The sequence below is a fragment of the Bacillus sp. z33 genome, assembly GCF_058313615.1.
The window spans coordinates 533,853-559,821 of record NZ_JBZFQN010000002.1 but is presented as its reverse complement, the minus strand read 5'-3'; the positions used below and the strand labels follow the sequence as shown (position 1 = coordinate 559,821).

The 25,969-nt window shown below is 37.2% G+C and carries 27 protein-coding genes; 7 read left to right on the top strand and 20 right to left on the bottom strand.

The genetic code is table 11. The annotated features are described in order from the left end of the window. Positions 1 to 115 precede the first annotated feature (115 nt). The 3 genes from AC4G3L_RS09765 to typA are packed head-to-tail and all read right to left on the bottom strand — an operon-like array spanning position 116 to position 2,613. Positions 116 to 406 carry a hypothetical protein gene (locus tag AC4G3L_RS09765; protein WP_491076766.1) on the bottom strand — a complete coding sequence of 97 codons (291 nt, stop codon included), beginning with the start codon at positions 404 to 406 and terminating at the stop codon, positions 116 to 118. An 11-nt stretch (positions 407 to 417) separates the two neighbouring features. Then, positions 418 to 738, bottom strand: coding sequence for a YlaH-like family protein (locus AC4G3L_RS09760; RefSeq protein ID WP_491076765.1), 321 nt, complete (start codon positions 736 to 738; stop codon positions 418 to 420). 45 nt (positions 739 to 783) lie between these two features. Further along, complete coding sequence (gene typA, locus AC4G3L_RS09755; RefSeq protein ID WP_491076764.1) at positions 784 to 2,613, bottom strand: translational GTPase TypA; 1,830 nt, start codon at positions 2,611 to 2,613, stop codon at positions 784 to 786. A gap of 117 nt (positions 2,614 to 2,730) precedes the next feature. Here typA and AC4G3L_RS09750 point away from each other — a divergent pair, with 117 nt between their 5' ends. Continuing rightward, positions 2,731 to 2,907: a DUF5325 family protein gene (locus AC4G3L_RS09750; RefSeq protein WP_491076763.1), complete on the top strand. Its 177-nt coding sequence runs from the start codon at positions 2,731 to 2,733 to the stop codon at positions 2,905 to 2,907. Between the two features lie 79 nt (positions 2,908 to 2,986). Here AC4G3L_RS09750 and AC4G3L_RS09745 read toward each other — a convergent pair whose 3' ends face one another. Both AC4G3L_RS09745 and AC4G3L_RS09740 read right to left on the bottom strand, forming a co-directional pair. After that, positions 2,987 to 3,778 carry an inositol monophosphatase family protein gene (locus tag AC4G3L_RS09745; RefSeq protein ID WP_491076762.1) on the bottom strand — a complete coding sequence of 264 codons (792 nt, stop codon included), beginning with the start codon at positions 3,776 to 3,778 and terminating at the stop codon, positions 2,987 to 2,989. 155 nt (positions 3,779 to 3,933) lie between these two features. Further along, the gene (locus AC4G3L_RS09740; protein ID WP_491076761.1) at positions 3,934 to 4,131 is read right to left on the bottom strand and encodes a YkzI domain-containing protein; all 198 of its coding nucleotides are present in this window, start codon (positions 4,129 to 4,131) and stop codon (positions 3,934 to 3,936) included. Between the two features lie 174 nt (positions 4,132 to 4,305). Here AC4G3L_RS09740 and AC4G3L_RS09735 point away from each other — a divergent pair, with 174 nt between their 5' ends. Continuing rightward, on the top strand, positions 4,306 to 4,923 hold the full coding sequence (locus AC4G3L_RS09735) for a YktB family protein (protein ID WP_491076760.1): 618 nt from the start codon (positions 4,306 to 4,308) through the stop codon (positions 4,921 to 4,923). 57 nt (positions 4,924 to 4,980) lie between these two features. Here the strand turns inward: AC4G3L_RS09735 and AC4G3L_RS09730 are convergent, their stop codons facing one another. The 3 genes from AC4G3L_RS09730 to AC4G3L_RS09720 all read right to left on the bottom strand — a co-directional run bounded on the left by AC4G3L_RS09730 (position 4,981) and on the right by AC4G3L_RS09720 (position 6,607). Further along, the gene (locus AC4G3L_RS09730; protein WP_491076759.1) at positions 4,981 to 5,253 is read right to left on the bottom strand and encodes a UPF0223 family protein; all 273 of its coding nucleotides are present in this window, start codon (positions 5,251 to 5,253) and stop codon (positions 4,981 to 4,983) included. A gap of 12 nt (positions 5,254 to 5,265) precedes the next feature. Next, positions 5,266 to 6,231, bottom strand: a complete 966-nt coding sequence (locus AC4G3L_RS09725) for an NAD(P)H-dependent flavin oxidoreductase (protein WP_491076758.1) — start codon at positions 6,229 to 6,231, stop codon at positions 5,266 to 5,268. 262 nt (positions 6,232 to 6,493) lie between these two features. Beyond that, the gene (locus tag AC4G3L_RS09720) at positions 6,494 to 6,607 is read right to left on the bottom strand and encodes a GapA-binding peptide SR1P (RefSeq protein ID WP_491076757.1); all 114 of its coding nucleotides are present in this window, start codon (positions 6,605 to 6,607) and stop codon (positions 6,494 to 6,496) included. A 410-nt stretch (positions 6,608 to 7,017) separates the two neighbouring features. On the opposite strand from AC4G3L_RS09720, the gene AC4G3L_RS09715 reads away from it, so the two are divergent. Beyond that, positions 7,018 to 7,452: a DUF1885 family protein gene (locus AC4G3L_RS09715; RefSeq protein ID WP_491076756.1), complete on the top strand. Its 435-nt coding sequence runs from the start codon at positions 7,018 to 7,020 to the stop codon at positions 7,450 to 7,452. 325 nt (positions 7,453 to 7,777) lie between these two features. Here the strand turns inward: AC4G3L_RS09715 and AC4G3L_RS09710 are convergent, their stop codons facing one another. From AC4G3L_RS09710 to AC4G3L_RS09685, 6 genes are all read right to left on the bottom strand, one after another. Then, the gene (locus tag AC4G3L_RS09710) at positions 7,778 to 8,605 is read right to left on the bottom strand and encodes a polysaccharide deacetylase family protein (RefSeq protein WP_491076755.1); all 828 of its coding nucleotides are present in this window, start codon (positions 8,603 to 8,605) and stop codon (positions 7,778 to 7,780) included. Positions 8,606 to 8,706: 101 nt separating this feature from the next. Continuing rightward, entirely contained in the window at positions 8,707 to 10,116 is a 1,410-nt protein-coding gene (lpdA, locus tag AC4G3L_RS09705; RefSeq protein WP_491076754.1) for a dihydrolipoyl dehydrogenase, read from the bottom strand. Between the two features lie 3 nt (positions 10,117 to 10,119). After that, positions 10,120 to 11,448 carry a dihydrolipoamide acetyltransferase family protein gene (locus AC4G3L_RS09700; RefSeq protein WP_491076753.1) on the bottom strand — a complete coding sequence of 443 codons (1,329 nt, stop codon included), beginning with the start codon at positions 11,446 to 11,448 and terminating at the stop codon, positions 10,120 to 10,122. An 84-nt stretch (positions 11,449 to 11,532) separates the two neighbouring features. Next, a complete protein-coding gene (locus AC4G3L_RS09695; RefSeq protein WP_491076752.1) occupies positions 11,533 to 12,510 on the bottom strand; it encodes an alpha-ketoacid dehydrogenase subunit beta in 978 nt (325 codons plus the stop codon). Between the two features lie 3 nt (positions 12,511 to 12,513). After that, positions 12,514 to 13,629 (bottom strand): pyruvate dehydrogenase (acetyl-transferring) E1 component subunit alpha, encoded by a 1,116-nt coding sequence (gene pdhA / locus AC4G3L_RS09690; RefSeq protein WP_491076751.1) that lies wholly within the window; start codon positions 13,627 to 13,629, stop codon positions 12,514 to 12,516. 508 nt (positions 13,630 to 14,137) lie between these two features. Beyond that, positions 14,138 to 14,824, bottom strand: coding sequence for a YkyA family protein (locus AC4G3L_RS09685; protein WP_491076750.1), 687 nt, complete (start codon positions 14,822 to 14,824; stop codon positions 14,138 to 14,140). Between the two features lie 309 nt (positions 14,825 to 15,133). Between AC4G3L_RS09685 and def the strand changes: the two genes are divergently transcribed. Beyond that, on the top strand, positions 15,134 to 15,688 hold the full coding sequence (gene def / locus AC4G3L_RS09680) for a peptide deformylase (protein WP_491076749.1): 555 nt from the start codon (positions 15,134 to 15,136) through the stop codon (positions 15,686 to 15,688). A 24-nt stretch (positions 15,689 to 15,712) separates the two neighbouring features. On the opposite strand, the gene AC4G3L_RS09675 is transcribed toward def, so the two are convergent. Continuing rightward, the gene (locus AC4G3L_RS09675) at positions 15,713 to 16,483 is read right to left on the bottom strand and encodes a Cof-type HAD-IIB family hydrolase (RefSeq protein WP_491076748.1); all 771 of its coding nucleotides are present in this window, start codon (positions 16,481 to 16,483) and stop codon (positions 15,713 to 15,715) included. Between the two features lie 657 nt (positions 16,484 to 17,140). On the opposite strand from AC4G3L_RS09675, the gene AC4G3L_RS09670 reads away from it, so the two are divergent. Next, the gene (locus AC4G3L_RS09670; protein WP_491076747.1) at positions 17,141 to 17,353 is read left to right on the top strand and encodes a DNA-dependent RNA polymerase subunit epsilon; all 213 of its coding nucleotides are present in this window, start codon (positions 17,141 to 17,143) and stop codon (positions 17,351 to 17,353) included. Positions 17,354 to 17,356: 3 nt separating this feature from the next. Beyond that, positions 17,357 to 19,024 carry a ribonuclease J1 gene (gene rnjA, locus AC4G3L_RS09665; RefSeq protein ID WP_491076746.1) on the top strand — a complete coding sequence of 556 codons (1,668 nt, stop codon included), beginning with the start codon at positions 17,357 to 17,359 and terminating at the stop codon, positions 19,022 to 19,024. A gap of 41 nt (positions 19,025 to 19,065) precedes the next feature. Here rnjA and AC4G3L_RS09660 read toward each other — a convergent pair whose 3' ends face one another. Further along, positions 19,066 to 20,061 (bottom strand): cytochrome d ubiquinol oxidase subunit II, encoded by a 996-nt coding sequence (locus AC4G3L_RS09660; protein WP_491076745.1) that lies wholly within the window; start codon positions 20,059 to 20,061, stop codon positions 19,066 to 19,068. 530 nt (positions 20,062 to 20,591) lie between these two features. Between AC4G3L_RS09660 and AC4G3L_RS09655 the strand changes: the two genes are divergently transcribed. Further along, positions 20,592 to 21,431: a mechanosensitive ion channel family protein gene (locus AC4G3L_RS09655; RefSeq protein WP_491076744.1), complete on the top strand. Its 840-nt coding sequence runs from the start codon at positions 20,592 to 20,594 to the stop codon at positions 21,429 to 21,431. A 45-nt stretch (positions 21,432 to 21,476) separates the two neighbouring features. Here AC4G3L_RS09655 and AC4G3L_RS09650 read toward each other — a convergent pair whose 3' ends face one another. The 4 genes from AC4G3L_RS09650 to AC4G3L_RS09635 all read right to left on the bottom strand — a co-directional run bounded on the left by AC4G3L_RS09650 (position 21,477) and on the right by AC4G3L_RS09635 (position 25,939). Then, complete coding sequence (locus tag AC4G3L_RS09650) at positions 21,477 to 22,595, bottom strand: N-acetyldiaminopimelate deacetylase (RefSeq protein WP_491076743.1); 1,119 nt, start codon at positions 22,593 to 22,595, stop codon at positions 21,477 to 21,479. A gap of 72 nt (positions 22,596 to 22,667) precedes the next feature. Further along, entirely contained in the window at positions 22,668 to 23,378 is a 711-nt protein-coding gene (dapD, locus tag AC4G3L_RS09645) for a 2,3,4,5-tetrahydropyridine-2,6-dicarboxylate N-acetyltransferase (protein ID WP_491076742.1), read from the bottom strand. 73 nt (positions 23,379 to 23,451) lie between these two features. Continuing rightward, positions 23,452 to 24,324, bottom strand: coding sequence for a transcriptional regulator CcpC (gene ccpC, locus AC4G3L_RS09640; protein WP_491076741.1), 873 nt, complete (start codon positions 24,322 to 24,324; stop codon positions 23,452 to 23,454). 100 nt (positions 24,325 to 24,424) lie between these two features. Continuing rightward, on the bottom strand, positions 24,425 to 25,939 hold the full coding sequence (locus AC4G3L_RS09635; protein ID WP_491076740.1) for an MDR family MFS transporter: 1,515 nt from the start codon (positions 25,937 to 25,939) through the stop codon (positions 24,425 to 24,427). Positions 25,940 to 25,969: the final 30 nt, after the last annotated feature.

Below are 25,969 nucleotides of genomic sequence, written 5' to 3'. Positions count from 1 at the left end.
AAAATGGTCTTATTTTAGAACAGGATATCAGCTTTCAAATCCCTACCTATCAATCTTAACCCTTAAATAGAAACATAAAAAAAACAGAGAAGATGCATGCATCTTCTCTGTTTTTTTACTCTGAGGGATAATTACGGTAAAATTCAGGTTTTTGGAGTATTTGATTTAGCATAGCCTCAACCATATCCTCCGGAAACTTGAATTCCATGACAGCTCCTCCAACTTTATAAGAGACTGTATACCATTCACCACTTTTTTTATAGCTATATTCTGTTAATCCAAACTTCTCCTGTAAGGTATGTTCAACCCAGAGGACTGTTTCATTTGCTGCGGTATCTTCAGGTCGGTGATCCATAACAACTTTTATCGTCAACCAATTATAAATCGCATCCTGAACAGAGTTCATTTGATCACCTCTTAGTCCGCTTTGACCTCGTCTTTCATTTCCTTATGGAGCCTATATTTGTATAATCCCAGAAATACAGCAGCAACTACCAATACTTCTGCTAATGGCAGGAAAAGTGATAAAAAGGTTAAAAAGCTGCACCCAAGAGCCATTATGGCATAAACCACAATGCTTTTTCCTAGGCTTAATTTTCTGGCAAACCCCAGTTTATAAACTATCCCGCACAGCACTACAATCGTCAAATAAAGAGCCCACACCCCGATTTGTGAATACTCTGGGTCTCCTATTCGGTACAAATCAGCAAAGAACGGTAGATTATTTGTAATATCCACTATAAAACGCTCCCTCTCCCCAAAGGTTATGGTCTATTCAGCGAATTATTTCTTTTTCTTAGCTGCTTTCTCACGTTCGTTTTTGTCAAGAATTTTTTTACGTAAACGAATCGATTCTGGTGTTACTTCGCAGTATTCATCATCATTTAAATATTCCAACGCTTCTTCAAGTGACATGATTCTAGGTTTTTTCATGGTAACTGTATTATCTTTTGTAGCGGAACGAACGTTTGTTTGTTGTTTAGCACGAACGATATTAACAGTTAGGTCGTTTTCACGGTTATGTTCCCCTACAATCATACCTTCATAAATTTCAGTACCCGGCTCTACAAAAATTACGCCACGGTCTTCAATTTGAATGATACCGTATTGAGTAGATTTACCTGTCTCCATGGATACAAGAACACCTTGTCTTCTTCCGCCAACCTGGCCTGATTGCATAGGCTGATAAGAATCAAATGTATGGTTCAAAATCCCATATCCACGTGTTAATGTTAAGAATTCGGTTGTATATCCGATCAGTCCACGGGAAGGAACATTAAATACGAGACGTACTTGTCCACTTCCGTTATTGACCATATCAAGCATTTCGCCTTTTCTTTCACCTAAAGATTCCATAATCGCACCTGTATATTCCTCAGGAATATCGACTTGTACACGTTCTACAGGTTCACATTTAACCCCATCAACGACACGGATAATTACTTCAGGCTTAGATACTTGAAGCTCATATCCTTCACGACGCATATTCTCGATAAGAATGGATAGGTGTAATTCACCGCGTCCGGAAACAATCCAGGCATCCGGAGAATCAGTAGGATCCACACGTAAACTTACATCTGTTTGGAGTTGGCTCATTAAACGTTCTTCAATTTTACGAGATGTTACCCATTTACCTTCTCTACCTGCAAATGGACTGTTATTCACGACAAATGTCATTTGTAATGTAGGCTCGTCTATACGTAGAACTGGAAGTGGATCCTGAGCATCTATTGGGCAAACTGTTTCCCCAACATTAATGTCTTCCATACCGCTGACAGCAACCAAATCACCCGGTAATGCTTCATCTACTTCCACACGTTTCAGTCCTTGGAAACCGAATATTTTAGTAACACGGAAATTCTTCGCTGTTCCATCAAGCTTCATTAATGATACTTGTTGTCCGACTTTCATTGTTCCGCGGAAAACACGACCAATTCCAATTCTTCCTAAATAATCACTATAATCAAGCAAAGCAACTTGGAATTGAAGTGGCTCTTCACGGTTGTCCACAGGTGATGGAATATTATCTACGATTGATTCAAATAAACATTTCATGTTTTCCTCTTGATCAGCTGCATCCGGGCTTAAAGATGCTGTACCATTAATTGCTGATGCGTATACTACCGGGAAATCCAATTGTTCTTCAGTTGCACCTAATTCGATAAACAAATCAATAACTTCATCAACTACTTCTTCAGGACGAGCAAAATCACGGTCGATTTTGTTAACAACTACTATTGGTGTAAGTTTTTGCTCCAATGCTTTTTTCAGTACAAAACGGGTTTGCGGCATACATCCTTCATATGCATCGACGATTAACAGTACACCGTCTACCATTTTCATAATACGTTCAACTTCCCCGCCGAAGTCAGCATGTCCCGGTGTATCTAATATATTAATACGTGTATCTTTATAGTTAACGGCAGTAGTTTTCGCTAAAATGGTAATACCGCGCTCTCTTTCAAGATCATTGGAATCCATTGCTCTCTCGGCAACTTGTTCATTTGAACGGAATGTTCCTGCTTGTTTTAACAATTCATCAACCAATGTCGTTTTACCATGGTCAACGTGAGCGATAATCGCTATATTTTTGACGTCGTTTCTTAATTGCAAACTATTTCAACTCCCAGATTTTAAGCATATTGTAATCAACCTTGTCATTATAACATGAAACTAGAATCCTGCTATCATTTTGTGTACAATGAGTATGAAGATTGGGGTGAGTTACATATGAATATTAGTATGATATTTATGTTGCTAGCAATTCTAGCAGTGTTAAGCTTAATCGGTATTGCTATTTCCATCGCTGAAGGCAGTGTTTTAGCCATCCTCCTCTGCCTTATTGCTTTTATTGCTATTATGGGAAGCGGCTTTACACTAAAAAAGCGTTGGAAAGAAAAACTCTAACTGTTTTAATTAAGTAATTTTATCTTAATATTTCATTTTTCGCAACAAAAAAGCATCAATACCTGATGCTTTTTCACTTTTAGGATGATAAATACTCTTTAATAATTACTTTATGCAAAGCTGGCGTTGCAACCAGGAATGAGCTCTTCTTAAGAAAATGGATTGGATTTCCTTTTAAATCTGTCACTGTGCCACCCAATTCTTCTATGAGTACGGCTCCACCTGCAAAATCCCACGGCGCTAATCTCATGGAAATATAAGCGTTCATTCTGCCGGTTGCAACATATGCAATCTCAAGAGCAGCTGATCCATATGATCTTGTTCCCCTTGCATCTTTAACCAGCCTTCCCATTAATTCTTTATCAATTTTTTTATTATCCGTTAACCAGATTGGATTTAATCCAATGATGGATTCGTGGAGTGGTACTTCTTTTATCTTTGGAATTTTATTATCATTGAGAAAAGCTCCTTCTCCTTTGATACAATGGTACAGCTCATCATGAACAACATCATATATAAGTCCAATTTGGCCAATGCCATCTTCTATTATACCTATTGAGATGGCAAAGTTTCTTTGTTGATGGACAAAATTCATTGTTCCATCAATAGGATCAATAATCCATACTACGCCTTCCAATGATTCCAAATCATGACCTGAACCTTCTTCACCAAGAATACGATGGGATGGAAAGTGTTCTGAAATTTTTTCTTTTAAAAATTGTTCTATCTCCATATCCATATTTGTTACTAAATCATTTACATTTGATTTCGTATTAATATCTAAAATTGATTCAAATGAGTTAATTATTTTTACCCCTGCTTCTTTAACCCATTGAACTGCCATATCATGAATGTTATGAAGATTTGTCATTTCTCCCACCTCAATTAAAAATCTTTCCCTTTAGTATGTATATAAATTCCAGTTTAATGCTAAAGACGTCATTTAACAAGAAAAGACGAACATCATGAACGAAAACATGCAGTTCGCCTAAATCAATGTTAAATACACCCAAATCATAAATGCTATCAAAGTGCCTTTAAGCGTAAAAGTTCTTTTCTTATCCTTTCAAGCTTTTGTTTTGAGCGGCTTTTCTGTTTTTCATCCTCATGCTCCATTGCCTCAAATAATGTAGCCAATTCATAATCAAGTTCCATTCTCAGAACGGCTTTTCGATGTTTCTCGACTTCTTGTGCTTTTAATTTGTGATTAACTACCTGTTTCATATAATCCTCTCCTTGTATATATTATAAGAAAATTCAGAAATCTATATTTTTTACTATATTATGTTCTTCCTGCATTATTGCAACCAAATTAGACAAGCGCCCACTTCTTTATGCATTATATTATTTATCCCTCTCATCCTTATGTTAAAATAAGATTGAAGAGGAGGTAAGAACATGGAAATAAAAGGTTTTACTGATGAAGACTTTAATGTATTTACAATAGATGGCCTCGACCAACGAATGGATGCAATTAAAACATTAATACGCCCCAAATTTGAAACATTGAGTCAAATCTTCACAGACGAATTATCTGTTCTAACAAAAGGTCCAATATATCCGCATATTGCAAAACATGCTCGCCGTACGATTAATCCACCTAATGATACTTGGGTATCATTTTCATCCAATCCACGAGGCTACAAAATGCAGCCACATTTTCAGATTGGTTTGTGGGAAACCCATTTATTTATCTGGTATGCTGTAATCTATGAAGCTAAAGATAAAGAACAAATAGGTCAACGACTGGCCAGCCAAACGGAATCGATAAAAGATCTTATCCCTTCTGACTATGTTTGGTCTCTTGATCACATGAAACCGGATGTGATTCCCCACAATACACTAACACTGGATAGCTTGAACGATATGTTTAATCGTTTACAATCCGTAAAAAAAGCCGAACTATTATGTGGTTATCAAATTTCTCGTGAAGAAGCCGTAAAGCTCTCCGGTGATCAATTAGTTGAGATCATTCGTGATGTATTTGTACAATTAATACCCCTGTATAATGTCTAATAAACTCGAAAAAAACATTAACCCACTTTTGCACTATGCAAAGCGGGTTAATGTTTTCTACTTCATTTTTATAAAAGCTTCAGCTGAATTATTTTTAGCTCTTTTAATGGCTTGGTAAGTAGAATATCCACTCACTTCTTCAAACTCATTGCATACTTTCTTTTCCTCGGATTTAGATGGAACAATCTTCTTAAATTCATTGTAATGTTCCAACAATTGCTCCCTGTCCATTCCTTGTTCATAGACTTTTTCGATTGCTTGAAAAAATGCAATAACTTTTACGATTTCCTCAGTTGACCATTCAAAATCAATTGGATATTGATAATCCATATGTATCACCTCTTATGTTGTAATTGCTTGCAAGCGTTCCCTTACAACCGTAGCTTCTGCTAGCATTCTACTGAATAATTGTTCTACCGTAGGCTCATCCTTTATTATACCAATAACTTGCCCCGCCCATCCAAAACCAGCTTCTGAATCTCCATTATATACAAATGCTTTATTTCTTTCACCACTAATATAATCCATTAATTCCTCATATGTACTATTAATATTCTCCATTCGAATAATCATATCCGTTAGAGGGCTATGAAGGGCACGCCCAGGAGCACCCAGGCTCTTTTTAATCACTACCGTATCTTTCCCAGAGCCATCCAGGATCGATTGTTTATAAGCAGCATGAGCCAGCCTGCATTCCTTTGTGGCAATGAATCTTGTTCCCATCTCAATACCTTCAGCTCCGAGTGCCATCGCGGCCATCCAACCTCTGCCGTCCCCAATTCCTCCGGCTGCGATAACCGGAATAGAAACATGGTCAACAGTTTGCGGCACTAAAACCATCGTACTCAGTTCATCCCTTCCAATATGCCCTCCTCCTTCATAGCCTACAACCATAACTGCGTCTGCTCCAAGTTCTTCAGCTTTTACCGCATGCCTTACTCCTGCTGTTAAGACGAGCTTCTTGACTCCTGTACCTTTAAACATATCTAAAAATTCAGCTGGGTTGCCTCCTGTTACTGAGACAACTTCTACTCCTTTAGTTAATACAACCTGAACATATTCTTCATATGATCTTCCATGGTTGCCGATCGCAAAATTGACCCCGAATGGTGAAGATGTCATTGTACGAACCTTATCAATTTCCTCAGCCAACTCTTCAGGACTACTCAATGACATGGCTGTAATCTGTCCAAGCCCTCCTGCATTTGAAACAGCTGCTGCCAAATCAGCATAAGCAAGATAAGCCAAACCACCCTGGATAATCGGAATTTTTATGCCCAGCAGTTCAGTTACACGTGTTTTCCACATAAGAGTTCCTCCTTAGTTAAATTTAATCCTCAACAAATACAGACGCATGATAAAAATCTCCAGGACATAAAATTAAAAACAACAATATTTAACTATTTAATTTACCCTATACCCTAAATAATTGAAGAGCGAGAAGAAATCCACCAAAAAACAAAAAAGACACCCGTTTTCATTTAAGGGGGTGTCATTGCTAAAGTTACTTTTTATTAGTATTCGAGTTTAAGGTATCTAATATGAAATGAACTGGTTATTGGACCGCAGCCTACTCTTGCTCACAACTATTGCAATCCGTGCATGTTGCATACAATACTGTTACTTTTTCATCTTCAAAATGATCGATTGTATTGTTGCATCCTGTACATACGATTGTACCCATTCATTTCATCTCCTTCTCTAATTGTAAACACCTTCCAAGAAAGCGTTTTTATTCCATAAATCAATAATAGTATAACTCAATTGATATTTCAAGCCTAAATTGTATAACACATTAAAATATTTTAGGTATAATTATGTTCACTATATGTCGAGAGATTATCATATTTATAAAATTTGCATATAGAAATAGATTATTCTAGAGATTCAATCAATTTGAAAATAAAGAAGACTAAAAGAACCCTTGATCCTGCATCTTTTGCATTCATCCTATACAACCTGCTAGCACCTCTCTTTTAAATGAAAACTGATTAATATGCATACATTAAAAAGACGATCCTCATGGCCGCTCTTGTTATCCATTTTCAGGAAATGATAAGCTAAGTAAAAATAAATCTATCGAAGGAGGTTCCTATGTCTTTATCAACATTTATAAAAATGAAGGATGGATCGCTAAAAAACGATATTACAATTGGGGATATAAAAGAATTAATCAACCAATATAAACATTCAATCTCACATACTTCCAGTCAATTGGCTTGGGATTATAGCAAAAATGCTTTTCCTTATATCTTGAAAGAAACGGATGAAGGAAAACAACAATGGTTTTACTTGTACTCCGAGGAGAAAGATTATCATATTATCGGGATTGGAGTGGACTGTGAGCACTCGGAAGCACCTGATGGCACAAAACAAAAAATTCCCTATATCCAAATCTCTTTATCTAAGCATTCAACAAATGGAGATAAATCAAAAGCTAATGAGTTTGCCAAATTCTTATCAAAAAAATTAAAAGGGGAGCTTCATTTATTTAACGGAAGGATCATTTATTATAATCTAAAAAAATAGGTACTTAGCAACTAACTTTACCTACTCTATTTCATAATGAGATTCCTGAATGAACGTTACATTATAACAGGTGAATGGTTTATTCAATCTACACAGAAAAAAATACACCCCAAGGATCCGGCAATACTATGCTTAGCTCTTCACTGCTTAACTATCCACACACCAACGGCGGATGTTAAATCAGGTTTAACCGGGGTCTGACCGCCTGTTACGAGTAAATATGCACTATGTGTTTTAGGGTCTTCTAAAGGCATATATGAATTCTTTTAAATAAAAAACAAAGCAGCCCAAAAGTTTAAGGGCTGCCAGTATATATATTTAAATATTATAGTGATTTAATATCACGAGAATTAATCAACTTATACCCCTTTGCCCGTAAACCTTCAACTAATTCAGGCAAAGCATCTTTAGTCCATTGTCGGTCGTGCAGAAGTAAGTTTGCCCCCGGGTATAATTCTTCACTGGTGAGCATGATTTTTACTAAGGCATCTTTATTTTGATATTGTTTTTCCCAATCATACCCCATAGTCCAATTCATTAACTGCATTTTTTCATCTTTGGCAATTTGTTTGGAGAAATCTGTGTTCTGTCCAAATGGTGCTCTGAAAAATCGGGGTCGTTCACCAGTGATCTCTTCGACCATATCATTTACTTTAATGATTTCTTCTCTTTGCTTTTCCTCATCTAAATTTGGCAAGGAAGCATGACTGTATGTATGGTTTCCAATTTCAAATCCCATATCATATATCTGTTTTAACACCTTTTTCTTATCTTCCGATTCCAAAAAATGGCCATTAACAAAGAATATAGCAGAGGCGTCCATTTCTTTTAATTTTTCGGCCATTACTAAACTATATTGATCCGGTGCATCATCAATGGTAAAGAGTACAACTTTCTTGCTGCTGCCGTCAGTGGGTTCAATCTTCCAATTCGTTTGATTGACTTGATAGATTGGAGTAACGTTCTCTGGCGGTTGCACTGCCTCTTTTGCGACTTCTTCCTTCATTTCCCCTTTATCATTTACATTCTTTGCAACTTGTTCTGAGGGCGCAGATTCGGTGTTTTGCTTTGGAGTATCTTCTTTTCCTTCACCCCCATAGCCACAACCGGAAATTAAAAGGAGAACCATCAAAATTCCTATACCACGTTTCATCAAATTCCACCTTTCGATTATATACATCCTATATTTTACCACTATTTCGACATAATAAAACACCCCTCTCCATACGGAAAAGGGGTGTGAGTTCATTAAAGTTATTTAATGACGTGGATAGGGCTTCCCATTGCAACTTCTGCTGCTTCCATTGTGATTTCTCCCAATGTTGGGTGAGCATGAATAGTCATAGCAATGTCTTCTGCAGTCATACCTGCTTCAATTGCAAGGCCAAGCTCTGCAATCATATCAGAAGCTCCAGGTCCTGCAATTTGAGAACCGATTACTAATCCATCTTCTTTACGTGTGATTAACTTCATAAATCCTTCTGCAGAATTTAAAGCTAAAGCACGTCCATTTGCTGCAAATGGGAATTTGGAAGCAACGATCTCTAAGCCTTCTTCTTTTGCTTGTTGTTCAGTATAACCAACCGTTGCAAGTTCAGGTTCAGAGAATACAACTGCTGGAATACCAAGGTAATCAATTTCTGCAGCATGTCCAGAAATAACTTCAGCAGCAATTTTACCTTCATAAGAAGCTTTATGAGCTAATTGCGGGCCAGAGATGATATCACCAATTGCAAAAATGTTATTTACAGATGTACGGCATTGTTTATCTGTTTTAATGAAGCCTCTTTCATCTAATTCAATACCAACTTGTTCTAAGCCAAGTTCATCTGTATTAGGCTTTCTTCCAACTGTTACTAATAGATATTCAGCTTCGACTTTTTTCTCTTCGCCTTTTTCTTCATAAGTAACGATTACGCCATTTTCAGTTTCTTCAACGCCTTTAGCTTTAACTTTAGTGAAGATATCAACATCTTTCTTCTTCAAGTTACGCTTAACGATAGAAGACATCGGTTTTTCGAAAGCAGCTAGTATTTCATCCATACCTTCTAAAATTGTCACTTTAGTTCCAAAGTTAGCATATACAGAACCTAATTCAATACCGATTACGCCGCCGCCGATAATAGCCATGCTTTCAGGAATATGATCAAGGTTTAAAGCTCCTGTTGAATGAATAACACGATCAGAATATTTAAAAGTCGGTAATTCAATCGGTCTTGATCCAGTTGCAATAATAGCATTTTTGAATGTATACGTTTGAGCACTGTTTTCAGTCATAACACGTATGTTATTAGCATCTACAAAGTAAGCCTCGCCTTTAACGATATCTACTTTGTTACCTTTAAGTAATCCGCCAACACCGCTTGTTAATTTTTCTACTACAGTACCTTTCCAAGCTTGTACTTTAGAGAAATCTACTTTTACGTTTTCAGCAGTAATACCTAGATCTTCAGAATGTTTGGCATCATGATAACGATGTCCTGCCGTGATTAGCGCTTTGGATGGAATACATCCAACGTTCAAACATACACCGCCAAGGTTTCCTTTTTCAACGATTGTTACTTTTTGTCCAAGCTGAGCAGCACGGATTGCCGCTACGTATCCTCCCGGACCTGCACCAATTACTATAGTATCTGTTTCAATTGGGAAATCTCCAACTACCATGTCTTATCCCTCCATTAATAATAATTCTGGGTCATTTAATAGGCGTTTAATGTGATTTAAAGCATTTTGGCCAGTAGCTCCGTCAATCATACGGTGGTCAAAGCTTAATGATAATGACAATACTGGTGCAGCTACGATTTCACCATCACGAACGATTGGCTTTTCAGCAATACGGCCAATTCCAAGAATCGCAACTTCCGGATGGTTGATAACAGGTGTGAACCATTGTCCGCCAGCAGAACCGATATTGGAAATTGTACAAGAAGCACCTTTCATTTCGTTAGCAGCTAATTTGCCATCACGAGCTTTTCCAGCAAGTGTGTTGATTTCGTTAGAGATAGCAAACATAGATTTACGATCTGCATCTTTAACTACAGGTACAAGAAGTCCTCTTTCAGTATCAGCCGCAATACCGATATTGTAATAATGTTTATGAACGATTTCTTGTGTTGCATCGTCAAGAGATGTATTTAATGCTGGGAACTCTCTCAATGCACTTGTCAAAGCTTTTACAACATAAGGAAGGAACGTTAATTTAACGCCTTTTTCAGCTGCAACTTCTTTGAATTTCTTTCTGTGAGCAACCAATTTAGTTACATCTACTTCGTCCATTAATGTAACGTGTGGCGCAGTGTGTTTAGAGTTAACCATTGCTTTAGAAATAGCTTTACGGATTCCACTCATTTTTTCACGAGTTTCAGGATATTCTCCTTCAGGAATAGCAGTTGCAGTTGCAGCAGGTTTAGCAGTCTCTTCTGCAGCAGTTTCTTTAACAGGCGCACTTTCTTGTCCACCGTTCATAAATGCTTGGATATCTTCTTTCAATACACGGCCATTTTTACCTGTACCTGTAACTTTGTGAATATCCACGCCGTTTTCTCTTGCAAATTTTCTAACAGATGGCATAGCGATTACACGATCATTAGAAGTTTCTTCTGTTTGAGGCTGTGCACCTGCACCTGTTTGAGCTTTTGGTTGATCAGAAGTCGCAGCATCTTTTTTAATATCTTGTCCGCCTTCTAATGTAGACTGAACTTGAGCTTCAGTTTTTTCTTCACCATGCTCATCACCTTTAAATTGAACATCTTCATAGCCTGGCGCATCAAATGTTACAAGAACATCACCCACAACAGCTACAGTACCTTCTTCAACTAATACTTCTTGAACAGTACCTTCTACTGGAGAAGGAATTTCAACAACGGATTTGTCATTTTGTACTTCACAAAGTACGTCATCTTCCTGTACTTTATCACCTGGTTTAATGAACCATTTTACGATTTCACCTTCGTGTATACCTTCGCCGATATCCGGGAGTTTAAATTTAAAAGCCATAGCTTTACATCCTCCTCTTTCTTTTCAGTTTTTAAAGTTATGTTGTGTTAGTCAGGAAATGCCACAAAAGCATTTCCTATTATGTTAAAATTCTAAAACTTTTTTTGCAGTTTCAAGTATATCTTGATGATTTGGCAACCATACAGGTTCAGCTTGAGAAAATGCAAATACTGTATCAGGCGCAGTTACACGCAATACCGGTGCTTCCAGGCTAAGAATGGCACGGTCATTAATTTCAGCAACAACCTGTGCAGCAATACCTGCTTGTTTTTGAGCTTCCTGAACGACAATTGCGCGTCCAGTTTTTTCAACAGATGCAATAATAGTTTCAATATCAAGCGGGCTGATTGTTCTTAAATCAACTACTTCAGCAGACAAGCCTTCCTTTTCAAGTTCCTCTGCAGCTTTAATGGATTCTTGAACCATAGCACCATACGTAATAATAGAAAGATCTGTACCTTCTCTTTTCACATCAGCTTTACCAAGAGGAATTGTATATTCACCTTCAGGTACTTCTTGACGGAATGAACGGTACAATTTCATGTGTTCCAAGAAAATAACCGGATCGTTATCACGGATTGATGAAATTAATAAACCTTTCGCATCGTAAGGTGTTGATGGGATGACCACTTTTACACCCGGAGTTTGAGCCATTAAACCTTCAAGGCTGTCAGCATGCATCTCAGGTGTATGAACACCGCCACCAAAAGGTGAGCGAATAGTAATCGGTGAATTATATGAACCACCGGAACGGTATCTCATACGAGCCATTTGTCCCGCAATGGAGTCCATAACTTCAAATACAAAGCCGAAAAATTGGATTTCTGGAACAGGACGGAATCCTTGTAGACCAAGTCCAATTGCCAATCCACCGATACCAGATTCAGCTAAAGGAGTATCAAAGATTCGGTCTTCTCCAAATTCCTCTTGTAATCCTTCAGTTGCACGGAAGACACCACCGTTTACTCCTACGTCCTCACCAAAAACGAGAACTTTAGGATCATTACGCATTTCAGTACGCAATGCATCATTGATGGCTTGAATCATCGTCATTTGGGCCATGGCTTATTTCGACTCCTTTTCTGTATAAATTTCATATTGTTCTTCAAGGGTGTAAGGCATTTCTTCATACATGTTCATAATTAAATCAGTTACTTTTTGTTTTGGAGTATTATCCGCTTCTTTAATAGCAACTTTAATATCTTCTTTTGCTTGTTCAATAACTTCGTTTTCTTTCTCTTCACTCCATAATCCCTTTCCTTCAAGGAATTTACGGAAACGAACAAGTGGATCTTTCTTTTCCCACTCATTATCAAGATCAGCTGTACGGTAACGTGTTGGATCATCGCCAGCCATTGTATGCGGGCCATAACGGTAAGTTAGTGTCTCAATTAATGTAGGACCTTCGCCTCTAATTGCTCTTTCACGTGCTTCCTTAACAGCTGTATATACGGCTAATGGATCCATACCGTCTACTTGGATACCCGGGATACCAGCAGCTAGTGCTTTTTGTGCAATTGTATTCGCAGCCGATTGTTTTTCAACCGGTGTTGAAATCGCAAAGCGGTTGTTTTGAACAATAAAGATTGCAGGAGCTTTAAATGCACCAGCAAAGTTAATTCCTTCGTAGAAATCACCTTGAGAAGCACCGCCGTCACCCGTGTATGTAATGGCAACTGATTGTGCACCTTTTTTCTTCATACCAAGAGCCACACCGGCACATTGTACGTATTGTGCACCAATGATGATTTGTGGAGAGATTACATTGACATCTTCAGGAATTTGGTTACCTGCAAAATGACCGCGAGAGAATAAGAAAGCTTGAGTCAATGGCAGTCCGTGCCAAATCATTTGTGGTACGTCACGATAACCTGGTAAAATGAAATCTTCTTTTTCCAAAGCAAATTGAGATGCCAATTGTGAAGCTTCTTGTCCAGCTGTTGGAGCATAGAAACCAAGACGACCTTGTCTATTCAAAGAGATAGAGCGTTGATCAAGAATACGAGTGTAAACCATTCTTCTCATTAATTCCTGAAGCTGTTCGTCACTTAAATCAGGCATTGCTGATTTATTTACGACTTCTCCCTCTTCATTTAAAATTTGTAAAGTTTTGAACTGGTCGCTTACGCTTTCCAACTGCTTCTCTGCCTCGAAAAGGACTTTTTGTTGTTTAGAAGCCATAGGATTCACATCTTCCTTTCTATAAATGGTAAATATTCCATCTTTAAATTATCATAATACCAGTTTTCACATCAAACCATTAGATAACTGTATTAGTTTTCTTTTGATCAAAAGTAGTACAACTGTATCAACAGTTACAGTTTACACGATTTAAATATTAAGCGTCAAATTAAAAGCTTATAAGTATGTAAACATTTTCACAATCTTTACACAGTATAAAACTGTTATATATTAACTTCTTTTTATATTAATACAGAATGTGTAAGAAATCGTTTATCATTATGCGTACTCCCCACCATAATCCCCTAAAGTATTACGGACAAAACAATTGATTGTATCAACCACGCCATAGAATAAATCTTTAAACCTAATAACTATTTTTAGATGATAATAATTTTAATCATATTTGATTCTTGAGAAAGCTTAATGGAGTTATTCTACTTAACTATACCCACCAAAACTTAATGAATCACTTTATCAAACACTCAATTATCTAAGAAAAAAACCATCACTCCGGATGGCTTTTTTCTTGGTCTGAATCAACATCTAAATTCGCACTTTTATAAAAAGCGATCTTTTTTTCGTTATATTCATTCGTTAAGTCATTAAATTTTTTATTAGAATCTATTAGCTGTGTGTACGTTTCATTAATGGACTCAATCTTTTCTTCCAATTCGTCTTTGGTTACATCCTCTTTCTTAAAGAGAGTGTACAGATCGTTTTCCTGTGTAAGACTCTTTGTATAATATTTATACAATTGGTCATACTCATCAAACCTGCTTGTCATAATTTTCTTTAATTCCTTTGCCTCTGATTGTAAAGAAGCATCTTCTAGTTCCTCTATTTGTCCATCAAAGTCCTTGAAGCGCTCTTTCGCTTTATCAATCGAAGTCTTTTCTACCTCCATTAATTCCCGCCTTTTTTCTATACCCTTAATTGCATCGTTAGATAAAACTTTAATTTCGTCAATTTCTTTCATTCCTAATTTTATAATTTTGCCGTATAACTCATTATCTTCTTCTTCAAGCTTTTGAATCGGCTTTTGTTGCTCTTCAAAATCTTTTTCCAAGGATGCAACATCTTCCAACGTCTCATACATATTCTCTTCCGGAGTACTTTTATTTAGGCACCCTGTTAAAGCAATCATTAACGCCAATACCCCTGCAAGAATATAGTACTTTTTAATATTATTCATGATAAACACTCCTATCCGTTCCATCTTCACTATAACTAAATGGGAAAATTATGACAACAAATAACCTAATCAAAAGAAATAATACCCAATAAAGGCCATTTTGTAATCCATCAGCAAATAAAATATCGTTTTTTAAAGAAAATCATAAGATCAGGAACTTTTCGGCTATCATCACGCATTTGGAAACTCGGAAAATGATGTTATCAAAAGTTTTACTTATATGATAAGATTGTTGATGTCTTTATTAACTTTTTATTCAGGGTTTGATAGACTATATTGTATAAATGGACAGTTTTATGAGGTGAAATCATGATTAAGATGGAAGATATTATTAGAGAAGGCCATCCTACTCTTCGAAAAAGAGCTGAAGAAGTACAAATTCCGCCTACTAAAGAGGACCAGGAAATTCTCAAAAGCTTAATGGAGTATGTTCAAAACAGCCAGAATCCAGAAATAGCCGATAAATATGGTTTGCGTGCCGGAGTTGGGTTAGCAGCTCCTCAAATTAATATTTCAAAAAGAATGATTGCTATTCATGCTACAGATGATAAAAACAAACTTCATAGCTATTGTCTCTTCAATCCAAAAATCATAAGCCATTCTGTTCAGAAAGCTTATTTGGCATCTGGAGAAGGATGTTTATCAGTGGATAGAGCCATCCCAGGTTATGTGCCTCGTCACAATAAAGTGAAAGTACATGCTTATACACTCGAAGGGGAAGAAATTACATTAAGATTAAGCGGTATGATGGCCATCATTATCCAGCATGAAATAGATCATTTAAATGGCGTTATGTTCTATGATCATATAAACCCTAAAGATCCATATGCGCATTTAGAAAATGCGGTTGTGATTGATAAATAAAAACCGGTGAATACTCACCGGTTTTTATATTAGCTTCAATTCCTTTAATCCATAATATATTCCGTCTGAATCGACGTCTCTTGTAATAAAGTCTGCCTCTTTTTTTAATATAGCAGCTCCATTTCCCATAACTACACCTGTTCCGGCCGCCTTAATCATTTCTAAATCATTCAACCCATCTCCGAATGCATAAACTTCATCCATCGAAAAACCTTTACGCTTGATCACATGTTCAATCCCTTTGGCCTTTGAGCCGCCATTTGGCACAACATCCATTGCATACGGATGCCAGCGTATAAACTGAAGCTCTGGATAATTTCCTTCATAAAGCGCAGTATGGTGTTCTTCACAAAACAATAGCGCTTGATATATTTCATGATTTTTATAAAAGTCCACTTTCTCTTCAGGATGTGGAAAATGAAGAGTTCCTAGGCTCTCTTCAATAAATGGATCGTGAACTGCATTGGCTTTCATGGTTTTCTCATTCATATAAATCATGGAATGCCCATTCGAATGGCTGTTTATTGTTAGTTGCTCCAATTGAGATTCAGATAGAGGATTTTTATAAATCATCTCTTGCTCAAAAACAACATATTGACCATTAAAGCTTACAAAAGAATCAATATCGAGTTTTTGAAGAAGGTGGCTGAACATAAAAGGCGCTCTACCCGTTGCAATCGCAACATAAGTCCCATTTTCCTTCAGTAAACGAATCGCTTCTTTTGTAGACTCCGGTAATTTCTTTTCAGAATCCAACAGTGTACCATCAATATCAAAAAATACAATTTTACCCATAAAAAAATTCCTCCCAGATGCACCATACTATCTATATTAACGAATAATTCTCAACAACCATATTATCATAATAGGTAGCAAACCACTGCATGACGAATCTTATCAGAAAAAAGTACTAATTAATCAATGTATTAACTTAGGGTCGCACGAGAATTCTGCTACTTCTTAAGCAAGTACTCCCATTATTGTTAACAAATTACAATATAAGCTTATGCATCCAAGCATATACTACTTATGAGTACACCGATTAATTAATTTTTAAAAAAGCTGCTTACATTATGCCAAGTATATTTACCAAACGCATAATAACCATTAAAATAATAGATAAAGGAGATGGTCAGCCATGTTAAAAAAGCTCAAAAAAAGGCTTCTTAAACAATGGAAAGACCTCATCGGCAGAAAATCAATTGCATAATTTTTTGAAAAGCCCTTCAAATATCCTTGCGGAGGGCTTATTCTATACGGTAAAGTAGATAACAGTCCTTCTATTGAAGATGTTTAAACATGCAATTGTTAGGATATTTTCTTATAATAGAGTTAATGAATGTTTTATTGCAGATGGAAATAATGAATATCAATAGATAAGGTGGCCTGGTTGTTGCTCCTTGCCACCTCTTTATTTATAAATTTTAGAAGAGTAAGTTAGGAGAGATTTACATGATTTATAAAGTTTTTTTTCAGGAAAATTTAGCAGAGACACCCGTTCGCGAAAATACTAAATCAGTTTACGTTGAGGGGAAATCTGAAAGAGATGTTCGTCAAAAGTTGAAAAGCCTTCCATACAATATTGAATATGTTCAAGTTCTTACAGATGAATATCTGGAATTTGAAAAACGAAATCCGGATTTCCGTATTATGGAGACCAAATAATTTATGAAATTTGTTAAAAACGACCAAACAGCCGTTTTCGCCCTTGGAGGGCTAGGCGAAATCGGCAAAAACACATACGGGGTTCAGTTCCAGGATGAAATCATTTTAATTGATGCTGGAATTAAGTTCCCAGAGGACGAATTACTCGGAATCGACTATGTCATTCCCGATTATTCCTATCTCGTGAAAAACGCGGACAAGATTAAAGGTTTATTTATCACACATGGCCATGAGGATCATATTGGCGGGATTCCTTATTTGCTAAAGCAAGTGAATATTCCTCTCTATGGAGGTAAGCTTGCACTCGGGTTATTGAAGAAAAAGTTAGAAGAGCACGGTTTACTCAGACAAGCCATTATCCATGAAATTAAAGAGGACGATTTGATTAAGTTCCGGAAAACTTCCGTTACTTTCTATCGGACCACTCACAGTATCCCGGATGCATATGGTATTGTGGTTAAAACTCCACAGGGAAATATCGTACATACCGGTGATTTTAAGTTCGATTTCACTCCGGTTGGAGAACCTGCCAATTTAACCAAAATGGCTGAAATCGGTAAAGAAGGTGTACTTTGTCTTCTCTCAGACAGTACGAATAGTGAAATTCCTAATTTTACCATGTCTGAGCGCCGAGTAGGCGACAATATACAAGATATATTCCGAAAAGTAGAAGGACGCATTATTTTCGCAACCTTTGCTTCAAATATTCATCGACTGCAGCAAGTTACAGAAGCAGCTGTCCAAAACAACCGTAAAGTAGCCGTTTTTGGCCGCAGTATGGAAAATGCGATTGAGATTGGCCTTCAACTCGGCTATATTACAGCACCAAAAGAGACGTTTATTGATACACATCAATTAAACAGATTACCAGCGAACGAAGTAACGATTTTGTGTACGGGTTCACAGGGCGAGCCAATGGCTGCTTTATCCAGAATAGCAAATGGGACCCACAGACAAATTCAAATAAATCCAGGGGATACTGTTGTATTCTCATCATCACCTATTCCAGGTAATACTGTCAGTGTTTCACGGACGATTAATATGTTATTCCGTGCAGGAGCAGATGTCATTCATGGCCCTTTAAGCAATATTCATACATCAGGCCATGGCGGACAGGAAGAACAGAAATTAATGCTTCGATTAATGAAACCTAAATTCTTTATGCCAATCCATGGAGAGTATCGCATGCAGCGAACACATGTACAAACCGCTGTGGATTGCGGAGTAAAAGAAGAAAATTGCTTTATTATGGATAACGGCGAAGTACTGGCACTTACTCAGGATAGCGCCACAGTTGCTGGCAAAGTACCTTCAGGAAATGTTTATATTGACGGCAGCGGAATTGGGGACATTGGAAACATTGTCTTACGTGACCGTCGTATACTATCTGAAGAGGGCCTTGTGATTGTTGTAGTCAGCATGAATATGAAGGAATTCAAAATTGCTGCCGGCCCAGATATCATTTCTCGCGGTTTTGTCTATATGAGAGAATCAGGAGATTTGATTAATGAAGCTCAACACCTTATCACACAGCACTTGAACAAAATCCTGGTACGCAAAACGACACAGTGGTCTGAAATTAAAAACCAAGTGACAGATACACTGGGACCTTTCTTATACGAAAGGACAAAACGTCGTCCAATGATTCTGCCAATTATCATGGAAGTATAAATACCAAAAGAGCGGATCCCTTAAAATGGGACCCGCTCTTTTTATTCACCTTTTGTCCGAAACAGCATTTTATTGATTAACAAAGTAAACGGAATAAGCAGTAATAATCCAAATAATAATAAAAAGCTCAGGGTTATCCATACATAACGGCCATTAAATGAATCCAGCGTAATAAATGGATCCAGTATGTAAGGAAGGTGTGATATGCCATACCCAAAGAAAGCAAATAAAAATTGAAGCAACACATAAATAAAAGCTAAACCATGCCTCTTATTTTTAATAATTAAATATAATGCCGCCATAAAACAACATAATGATAAAGCAAATATCCACCAAATATCCAAGCCATTATTAAAGTGCCGCAGATTATGGCCTCGGAGTGATATCGTAGCTAAAACAACTGCAATCATCGTGAGAACACTCCAAAAAAGAGCATACCCCCTTGCAGTCAAGCTTTCTTCCTTATCATTTGTCTTTCCCTTATAGTAAAGCAAGAATACTGCACTTATAAACAATACACTCACTATAGCCAGAAATACGACACTCCATGAGTAAGGACTCAAGAATAATTTTTTAGCCAGAAGATATACTTGCTCACCTTCCCTTTTAATAAAGCCTCCCTCCGATATTGTAAGGCCTATTGATAAAGAGGCTGGAATGAGAATACCTGTCGTAACATATATAAATAAAAAAGACCAACTCGTTTTATTTCCTTTTTTGTACATAAAATGCGCCAAAAATCTGACAACAACGAGCATTAAAACAACCAGTCCCGGTATAACGAGTGCTCTGGCAAAGTAATAAAATGTTGATGGGTAAAAACCAATTAACCCTGCTACAAAAAAAATAAAGAAAATCATGGTGATATGCCATAGCCTTGGATCATAATTACCTCTCCATTTGGAAATCCCCACATGCTTCCCTTTAAAACGTCCATAATATGTAAAAAAACCTACCCCAAACTCAATCGAAGCGATAATAACATATACATAAAGGAAGGACCATAATACCGTTATTGTCAGCAATTCAAAACTCAAGATATGACGACTCCTTCTTTTTTATTGATTGATTAATCCTTATTGAAGTATTTAACACAAAAGGCATTAACCATTACATATTTCCGGCAGTGCCCTGATTCTTTTACAGCCTGTTATCATTTGCAATCCGTGGGCCTCACTCTGGATTCCAAGGAAAATCGAATCAGAAAATTCTCGGGATATGCTAAACAATACATAGTACCGTTCAAGTTTCACCCTGTTTTTTAATCATTTCCTAATAACGGCTTGGTTTAAGTTCCGCCAACATTCCTGTCAATCCTTCTAGATCTTTATCATTCTATTAATTTATGTGTATAGACTATTATGTTTTTTTCAACATTTTACCTATCACTTGGCAAACCATTCTTCTTGCTTTATGGTATACCTATATTATTCTATTATGATAGGGATAGAATGTATACACTTTCCTATCATATCAGGATTATAGTATACCAAAAAAAATAGTTTCTACCATTATTCAACACTTCTGTTTATAATCAAAAGTAAGGTGTTAGGAAAGGATTGGTTTAATGAATCATACGATCGTAATGGGTTTTAAATTTTCTGATTTAGAATGGGAAAGCTGGCTTTTTGATATTGGAATTTTGGCTCTAAAAATCTTTCTATTTTATGTAATCTATAAATTAGTGCGAGCTTTTACCTATAAAGTCATTGAAACTATTTTCTCTCGCATGCAGGCGAAAGAAAACCTTTCAGAGAACCGCACTAAAACATTGGAATGCTTAACTAAAAATGCCGTTGGCTATGTCTTTATATTTATCTTAATTGTTACCATCTTGGAAATGTTCAGTATTAATGTTAGTGCGATTCTTGCTGGTGCCGGAATCGTTGGCTTAGCAGTTGGTTTTGGCGCACAAGGCTTAGTGAGTGATGTAGTAACGGGCTTTTTTATCCTCTTGGAAAAACAAATTGATGTTGGGGATGAAGTGACAATAGGTGTTATCAACGGCGCTGTTGAGGTAGTTGGACTTAAAACAATCCAAATAAGAGGGTATGATGGAAGTCTTCACTATATCCCAAATCGGCAGATTGCTATACTGAGCAATCACTCCCGGGGTGCTATGCGCGCTATGGTAGAAATAAAACTTAAAACAGAGGACAATTTGGAGGAAATCACAAAAGCCATAAAAGAAATATGCCATACCATGGCAGAAAAGGATGATGATATCCTGATGGGACCTGAAATCCTCGGCATCCAAGATATGGGGACATCTGATTATACAATTAGAATAGTTGCCAGAACAAGAAACGGACAGCAATATCATGTTGAACGTCAATTACGTTCCAAGATTAAAATAGCCATGGATCAAATCAGACTTCAATATGCTGCTGCTGAAGGAAATGGATAATAAGTATAGAACCCGGCTGGTTTTTTCTCAGTCGGGTTCTACTTTTTATATTGATTTCATGCGGATATAGTCTGATATAACGGATACAGCAAAAGGAAGTGCCCGCTCATCAGGATTTAATTTTGCATGATGCAATCCATATGATGACTGAACACCGAGCCAGAACATAAAGCCTGGTGTATCTTTAATCATGTATCCGAAATCCTCTCCCGTCATCGCCTCCTTACATTTGACTAATGACGTATCCTGACGTTGATACAGAAAATCCATAAACTCTTCAGTCAACTCTTCTTCATTGTATACTTGGTAATACGATGCGCCAAAATCAACATTTATTTTACAACCAAGAGCAATTTCCATTCCTTTGGACAGTTCCAGTATTCTTCTACGAATCAACAGCATAGTATCGTCAGAAAGTGTCCGAATCGTACCTTCTATACGTGCATCTTCCGCAATACTATTTTGCACAGTTCCTCCTGTTATTTTCCCAATCGTAACAACAGCTGAATCGAGCGGATTAATATTTCTGGCTACAATGGTCTGAAGCTGATTAACAAACTGGCAGGATGCAATCACCATATCATTCGTTAAATGCGGATAGGCCGCATGCCCGCCCTTTCCTTTAAAATCAATAAAAATCTCCGAAGTATTAGCAAATAACAACCCTGTTTTGGTCGCAATCGTTCCTACAGGATATTCAGGAGCTATGTGCAATCCAAAAATCATATCCGGTTTCCATTTTAAAAACTGCTCAGTAGCAATCATTTCTTCCGCTCCGCCAGGTCCTTCTTCTGCAGGCTGGAACATAAATAGAACATGATCATTGATTGGATTATTAACAAGATTGGTCAAAGCGCCAAGGGCAATAGTCATATGAAAATCGTGGCCACATGCATGCATATAGTCTGCATGTTCAGATTTAAAGGACAGCTCCGTTTCTTCCCTAATCGGTAAACCATCTATGTCTGCACGATAACCAATCGTTTTAACAGGTGCTAACCCTCTCACTCTTACAAAGATGCCTGTTCTCCATTTTACCCATTCTATTCGCTCCCCAGGTAAATTTTTTATGTAATCAATCAAATATTGTTGAGTCTTAAATTCCTTATAACCCGGTTCAGGGATTCGATGCAAGTCTCTCCTAACCGCGATTAGCTTCTCCATATCCAAACTCACCTCTCCTCCAATTTAAAAACAGGCATGGAAATCAAGATCTCCACGCCTTTACTTTCTTTCTTATAATTGACGAAGTTCGTCCTTCATTTCAATTTTAGATTTTGTCTTCTCATCAATGGTCTTAATCACTTTGGCTGGAATACCCGCCACTACTGTATGAGCCGGAACATCTTCAACTACAATTGCGCCTGCAGCAACTACAGCACCTTCACCTACTCGTACACCTTCTAAAATAACCGCATTGGCACCAACCAGCACATTATCCTCAATCACAACCGGATTAGCGGAAGGCGGCTCAATCACTCCAGCCAACACTGCTCCAGCTCCAATATGACAATTTTCGCCGACGGTGGCACGTCCGCCAAGCACAACGTTCATGTCAATCATCGTTTTATCACCTATGCTTGCACCAATATTAATAGATGCTCCCATCATAATGACTGCGTTATTGCCAATATGAACTTGATCACGAATAACCGCACCCGGCTCAATTCTTGCATTAATTCCTTTTAAATCCAATAGTGGAATTGCAGAATTTCGACGGTCATTTTCAATAACATAATCTTCTATTTTCGCCTTATTTTCTTCTAATGTCGGTTGAATATCAGACCACTCCCCAAAGATTACCCCTGTATTGCCATTAATGAAGGCTTTTACTTCAGAGTTAAAGACCAGTTCACTGATATCTCCCTTTATGTATACTTTAACCGGTGTTTTTTTTTCGCTATTCCCGATAAAAGAGATAATTTCATTTGCATCCATCATTTTCATGTAATACTTCTCTCCCCTAAATAATTTTCTATTACATTAACAGACAGGATTAAGAAACACAAGAATTGAGATTTCATTTTTGATCCATCTCCTCTATTAATTTAACAAATGCCTTAACCTGTCTAAGTTCAAGTGAAGCGTCATAGCTTACAAGCCATGTCTTTCTTTCTACAGACCGTCCTTCAAGGTCATATAAAGGATGCTTAAAATAAGAAGCTTCTCCTTCTCTTAAAGAAATCCCGGGCAATATGGCATAACCAATTCCATTCATTACCATTTGTTTGCAAGTTTCAATTTGATCGACTAAGATGGTGCGTGTCGGAGGAATGCCATAATGGCGAATCCACCAGTTTTGAATCTCGCGATAATAGTTTGAATCACTTTTAAACAGGATGAACGGTCTTTCTGTAGATAAAGCATCTGATAATTGGCTTAGTTCGGTATCCACAAGGTATAAGTGATCACTGAACAATAGCTTTTTATAGCTATGCCAATCAGGTGCTCCTCTAAGTATACCAATATGTGACTCTCCATTATATATATTTTCAATCATTTCACTGCTCCAGCCTGTAACCAATGAAATTTTCACATTAGGATATTTACTGACATATTTTTTCAATACTTTTGGGAGCCAATACTGACCTACGATAGAAGCACTGGCAATCTTTAATGTACCCTGCACATTATGATTAAGAGCATCCACTTTTTCCCGTGTTTTTTCTTTTAATTTTAAGGATTCCCTGGCATATTGGACAACAATTTCTCCCGCTTCTGTTAATGTCATCCCTTTTGCGGACCTTATAAAAAGCGGTGTTCCCCATTCTCTTTCTATCGATTGAAGACGCTGTGAAAGTGCTGGCTGGGAGACAAACATTCTTTCGGCAGTCTTACGCAAATTTAATTCCACAGCAAGTGTATCTAATAATTCAAAATCAGTTATAACCATTTGCTCTCCTCACAAACCAATCTTATCTTAATCAGACAACTCACTTTATTTTACCTTTATAGTCTGCTGAACTGCAAATAATATCCTATAGCAAAATCAGCTAGACACCCTCGCTCTCTTTTGGCATTTTCAAGATTAATATCGCACTCACAATCGCTAAAATAAAGACAATGGCATAAACGATACTTAATGAGTGTGTCAATCCTTTCTGGAGAAGTAGCAACTTTCCTGGCTCTAATGAAGAACGAATGTCTGAGTTCAACAATTCATTTATCGAGTTTAGATGTAAAGTTTCATTTCCTACCGCATTTTGTATAAAGTAGGCATTTAAACGATTATTCAAAATGCCTCCTAACAATGCTGCACCTATTGTATTTCCCAGATTTCTCATGAACATATTTGCAGCTGTTGCAGCACCTCTTAGATTCCAATCCACTGTGGATTGGATGGAAACAATGAATGCCGTGCTGGTCAGCCCCATTCCTACTCCAATAAAAAAAGATCCCGATGCTGCCAAAAGGACATGGACGTAGTAAGGCAAAAGTATGAAGATCAAGCCTCCTAATACTAAAAAAAAGCCGCCAGCCATACAAGTACTGCGGTATCCAATTTTCAGCATCAAATTGCCTGATAGAGAAGAAGCTATTGGCCATCCAATAGACATAGCAGTAAGTGTAAATCCTGCTATAGTTGGCGATTTCCCCATGACCCCTTGTACAAAAGTTGGTAAATAGCTTGATATCCCAATCAACATGATACCTGTTGTCAGAGATGTCAGATTTGCAAATAAAATTGATTTGTTCTTCCAGATTGAAAAGGGCATTACCGGCTCTGCCACCCTAATTTCATACTTAACAAATACTATGACCAAAAGCAGTATAAAGGAGATGAACAACAAATTGGTTAAAGAAAACCAGGAAAATGCTATGCCACCTTCTACAGAAATATACATTAAAAGTGACAAGGTCATTGTAAGCAATACAGATCCAACATAATCAACCTTTTGCTTTTTAACTTTTTTATGCTCATGAAAGAAAAACAACAAACCTGCTATAGAGAGCACTCCAAGCGGGATATTCATCCAAAAGATCCAGCTCCATGATAGATACTCAATCAATAAACCACCTAATACTGGTCCTAAAATAGCAGATATACCCCAAACACTGGATAAATACCCTTGTATTTTTGCCCTTTCTTCTTTCTTGTAAATATCCCCGATAATTGTCATCGCAACCGGAGTAATGGCTCCAGATCCAAAGCCTTGGATTAATCGAAAGGTAATTAAGCTTTGCATGGACCATGCATACCCAGAACCAAGAGACCCCACCAAGAAGATGGTCATACCAAATAACAACACCGGTTTTCTTCCAAATAAATCAGATAGCTTGCCATATATTAATACAGTTACCGTGTTCATTAGCAAATAGGCAGAGAAAACCCAGCTATATAAAGAGAAACCTCCCAGCTCGCCAACGATTTCAGGCAGGGCCGTTGAAACGATAGTCCCTTCTATAGCACCCATAAATAAGGCCAATATAATTGAAATTAGTACAAGCAGCCTCTTTGTTTCCCTACTATTCCTTTTAGGTTTATGCAATGAATTGTATACCTCCATCCTTCCACACTCCCCCCTCCTCCCTTTCAT

Bases quoted from the DNA above. Each gene is read 5' to 3' on its own strand.
- AC4G3L_RS09675 (WP_491076748.1), bottom strand. From the start codon at position 16,483: ATGGGTAAAATTGTATTTTTTGATATTGATGGTACACTGTTGGATTCT.
- AC4G3L_RS09670 (WP_491076747.1), top strand. From the start codon at position 17,141: ATGATTTATAAAGTTTTTTTTCAGGAAAATTTAGCAGAGACACCCGTT.
- AC4G3L_RS09765 (WP_491076766.1), bottom strand. From the start codon at position 406: ATGAACTCTGTTCAGGATGCGATTTATAATTGGTTGACGATAAAAGTT.
- AC4G3L_RS09635 (WP_491076740.1), bottom strand. From the start codon at position 25,939: ATGGAGGTATACAATTCATTGCATAAACCTAAAAGGAATAGTAGGGAA.
- pdhA (WP_491076751.1), bottom strand. From the start codon at position 13,629: ATGGCTTCTAAACAACAAAAAGTCCTTTTCGAGGCAGAGAAGCAGTTG.
- AC4G3L_RS09710 (WP_491076755.1), bottom strand. From the start codon at position 8,605: ATGAAACGTGGTATAGGAATTTTGATGGTTCTCCTTTTAATTTCCGGT.
- AC4G3L_RS09700 (WP_491076753.1), bottom strand. From the start codon at position 11,448: ATGGCTTTTAAATTTAAACTCCCGGATATCGGCGAAGGTATACACGAA.
- AC4G3L_RS09745 (WP_491076762.1), bottom strand. From the start codon at position 3,778: ATGACAAATCTTCATAACATTCATGATATGGCAGTTCAATGGGTTAAA.
- AC4G3L_RS09715 (WP_491076756.1), top strand. From the start codon at position 7,018: ATGTCTTTATCAACATTTATAAAAATGAAGGATGGATCGCTAAAAAAC.
- AC4G3L_RS09685 (WP_491076750.1), bottom strand. From the start codon at position 14,824: ATGAATAATATTAAAAAGTACTATATTCTTGCAGGGGTATTGGCGTTA.
- AC4G3L_RS09750 (WP_491076763.1), top strand. From the start codon at position 2,731: ATGAATATTAGTATGATATTTATGTTGCTAGCAATTCTAGCAGTGTTA.
- def (WP_491076749.1), top strand. From the start codon at position 15,134: ATGATTAAGATGGAAGATATTATTAGAGAAGGCCATCCTACTCTTCGA.
- AC4G3L_RS09695 (WP_491076752.1), bottom strand. From the start codon at position 12,510: ATGGCCCAAATGACGATGATTCAAGCCATCAATGATGCATTGCGTACT.
- AC4G3L_RS09725 (WP_491076758.1), bottom strand. From the start codon at position 6,231: ATGTGGAAAACACGTGTAACTGAACTGCTGGGCATAAAAATTCCGATT.
- AC4G3L_RS09650 (WP_491076743.1), bottom strand. From the start codon at position 22,595: ATGGAGAAGCTAATCGCGGTTAGGAGAGACTTGCATCGAATCCCTGAA.
- AC4G3L_RS09655 (WP_491076744.1), top strand. From the start codon at position 20,592: ATGAATCATACGATCGTAATGGGTTTTAAATTTTCTGATTTAGAATGG.
- ccpC (WP_491076741.1), bottom strand. From the start codon at position 24,324: ATGGTTATAACTGATTTTGAATTATTAGATACACTTGCTGTGGAATTA.
- rnjA (WP_491076746.1), top strand. From the start codon at position 17,357: ATGAAATTTGTTAAAAACGACCAAACAGCCGTTTTCGCCCTTGGAGGG.
- AC4G3L_RS09740 (WP_491076761.1), bottom strand. From the start codon at position 4,131: ATGAAACAGGTAGTTAATCACAAATTAAAAGCACAAGAAGTCGAGAAA.
- AC4G3L_RS09720 (WP_491076757.1), bottom strand. From the start codon at position 6,607: ATGGGTACAATCGTATGTACAGGATGCAACAATACAATCGATCATTTT.
- AC4G3L_RS09730 (WP_491076759.1), bottom strand. From the start codon at position 5,253: ATGGATTATCAATATCCAATTGATTTTGAATGGTCAACTGAGGAAATC.
- dapD (WP_491076742.1), bottom strand. From the start codon at position 23,378: ATGAAAATGATGGATGCAAATGAAATTATCTCTTTTATCGGGAATAGC.
- AC4G3L_RS09735 (WP_491076760.1), top strand. From the start codon at position 4,306: ATGGAAATAAAAGGTTTTACTGATGAAGACTTTAATGTATTTACAATA.
- lpdA (WP_491076754.1), bottom strand. From the start codon at position 10,116: ATGGTAGTTGGAGATTTCCCAATTGAAACAGATACTATAGTAATTGGT.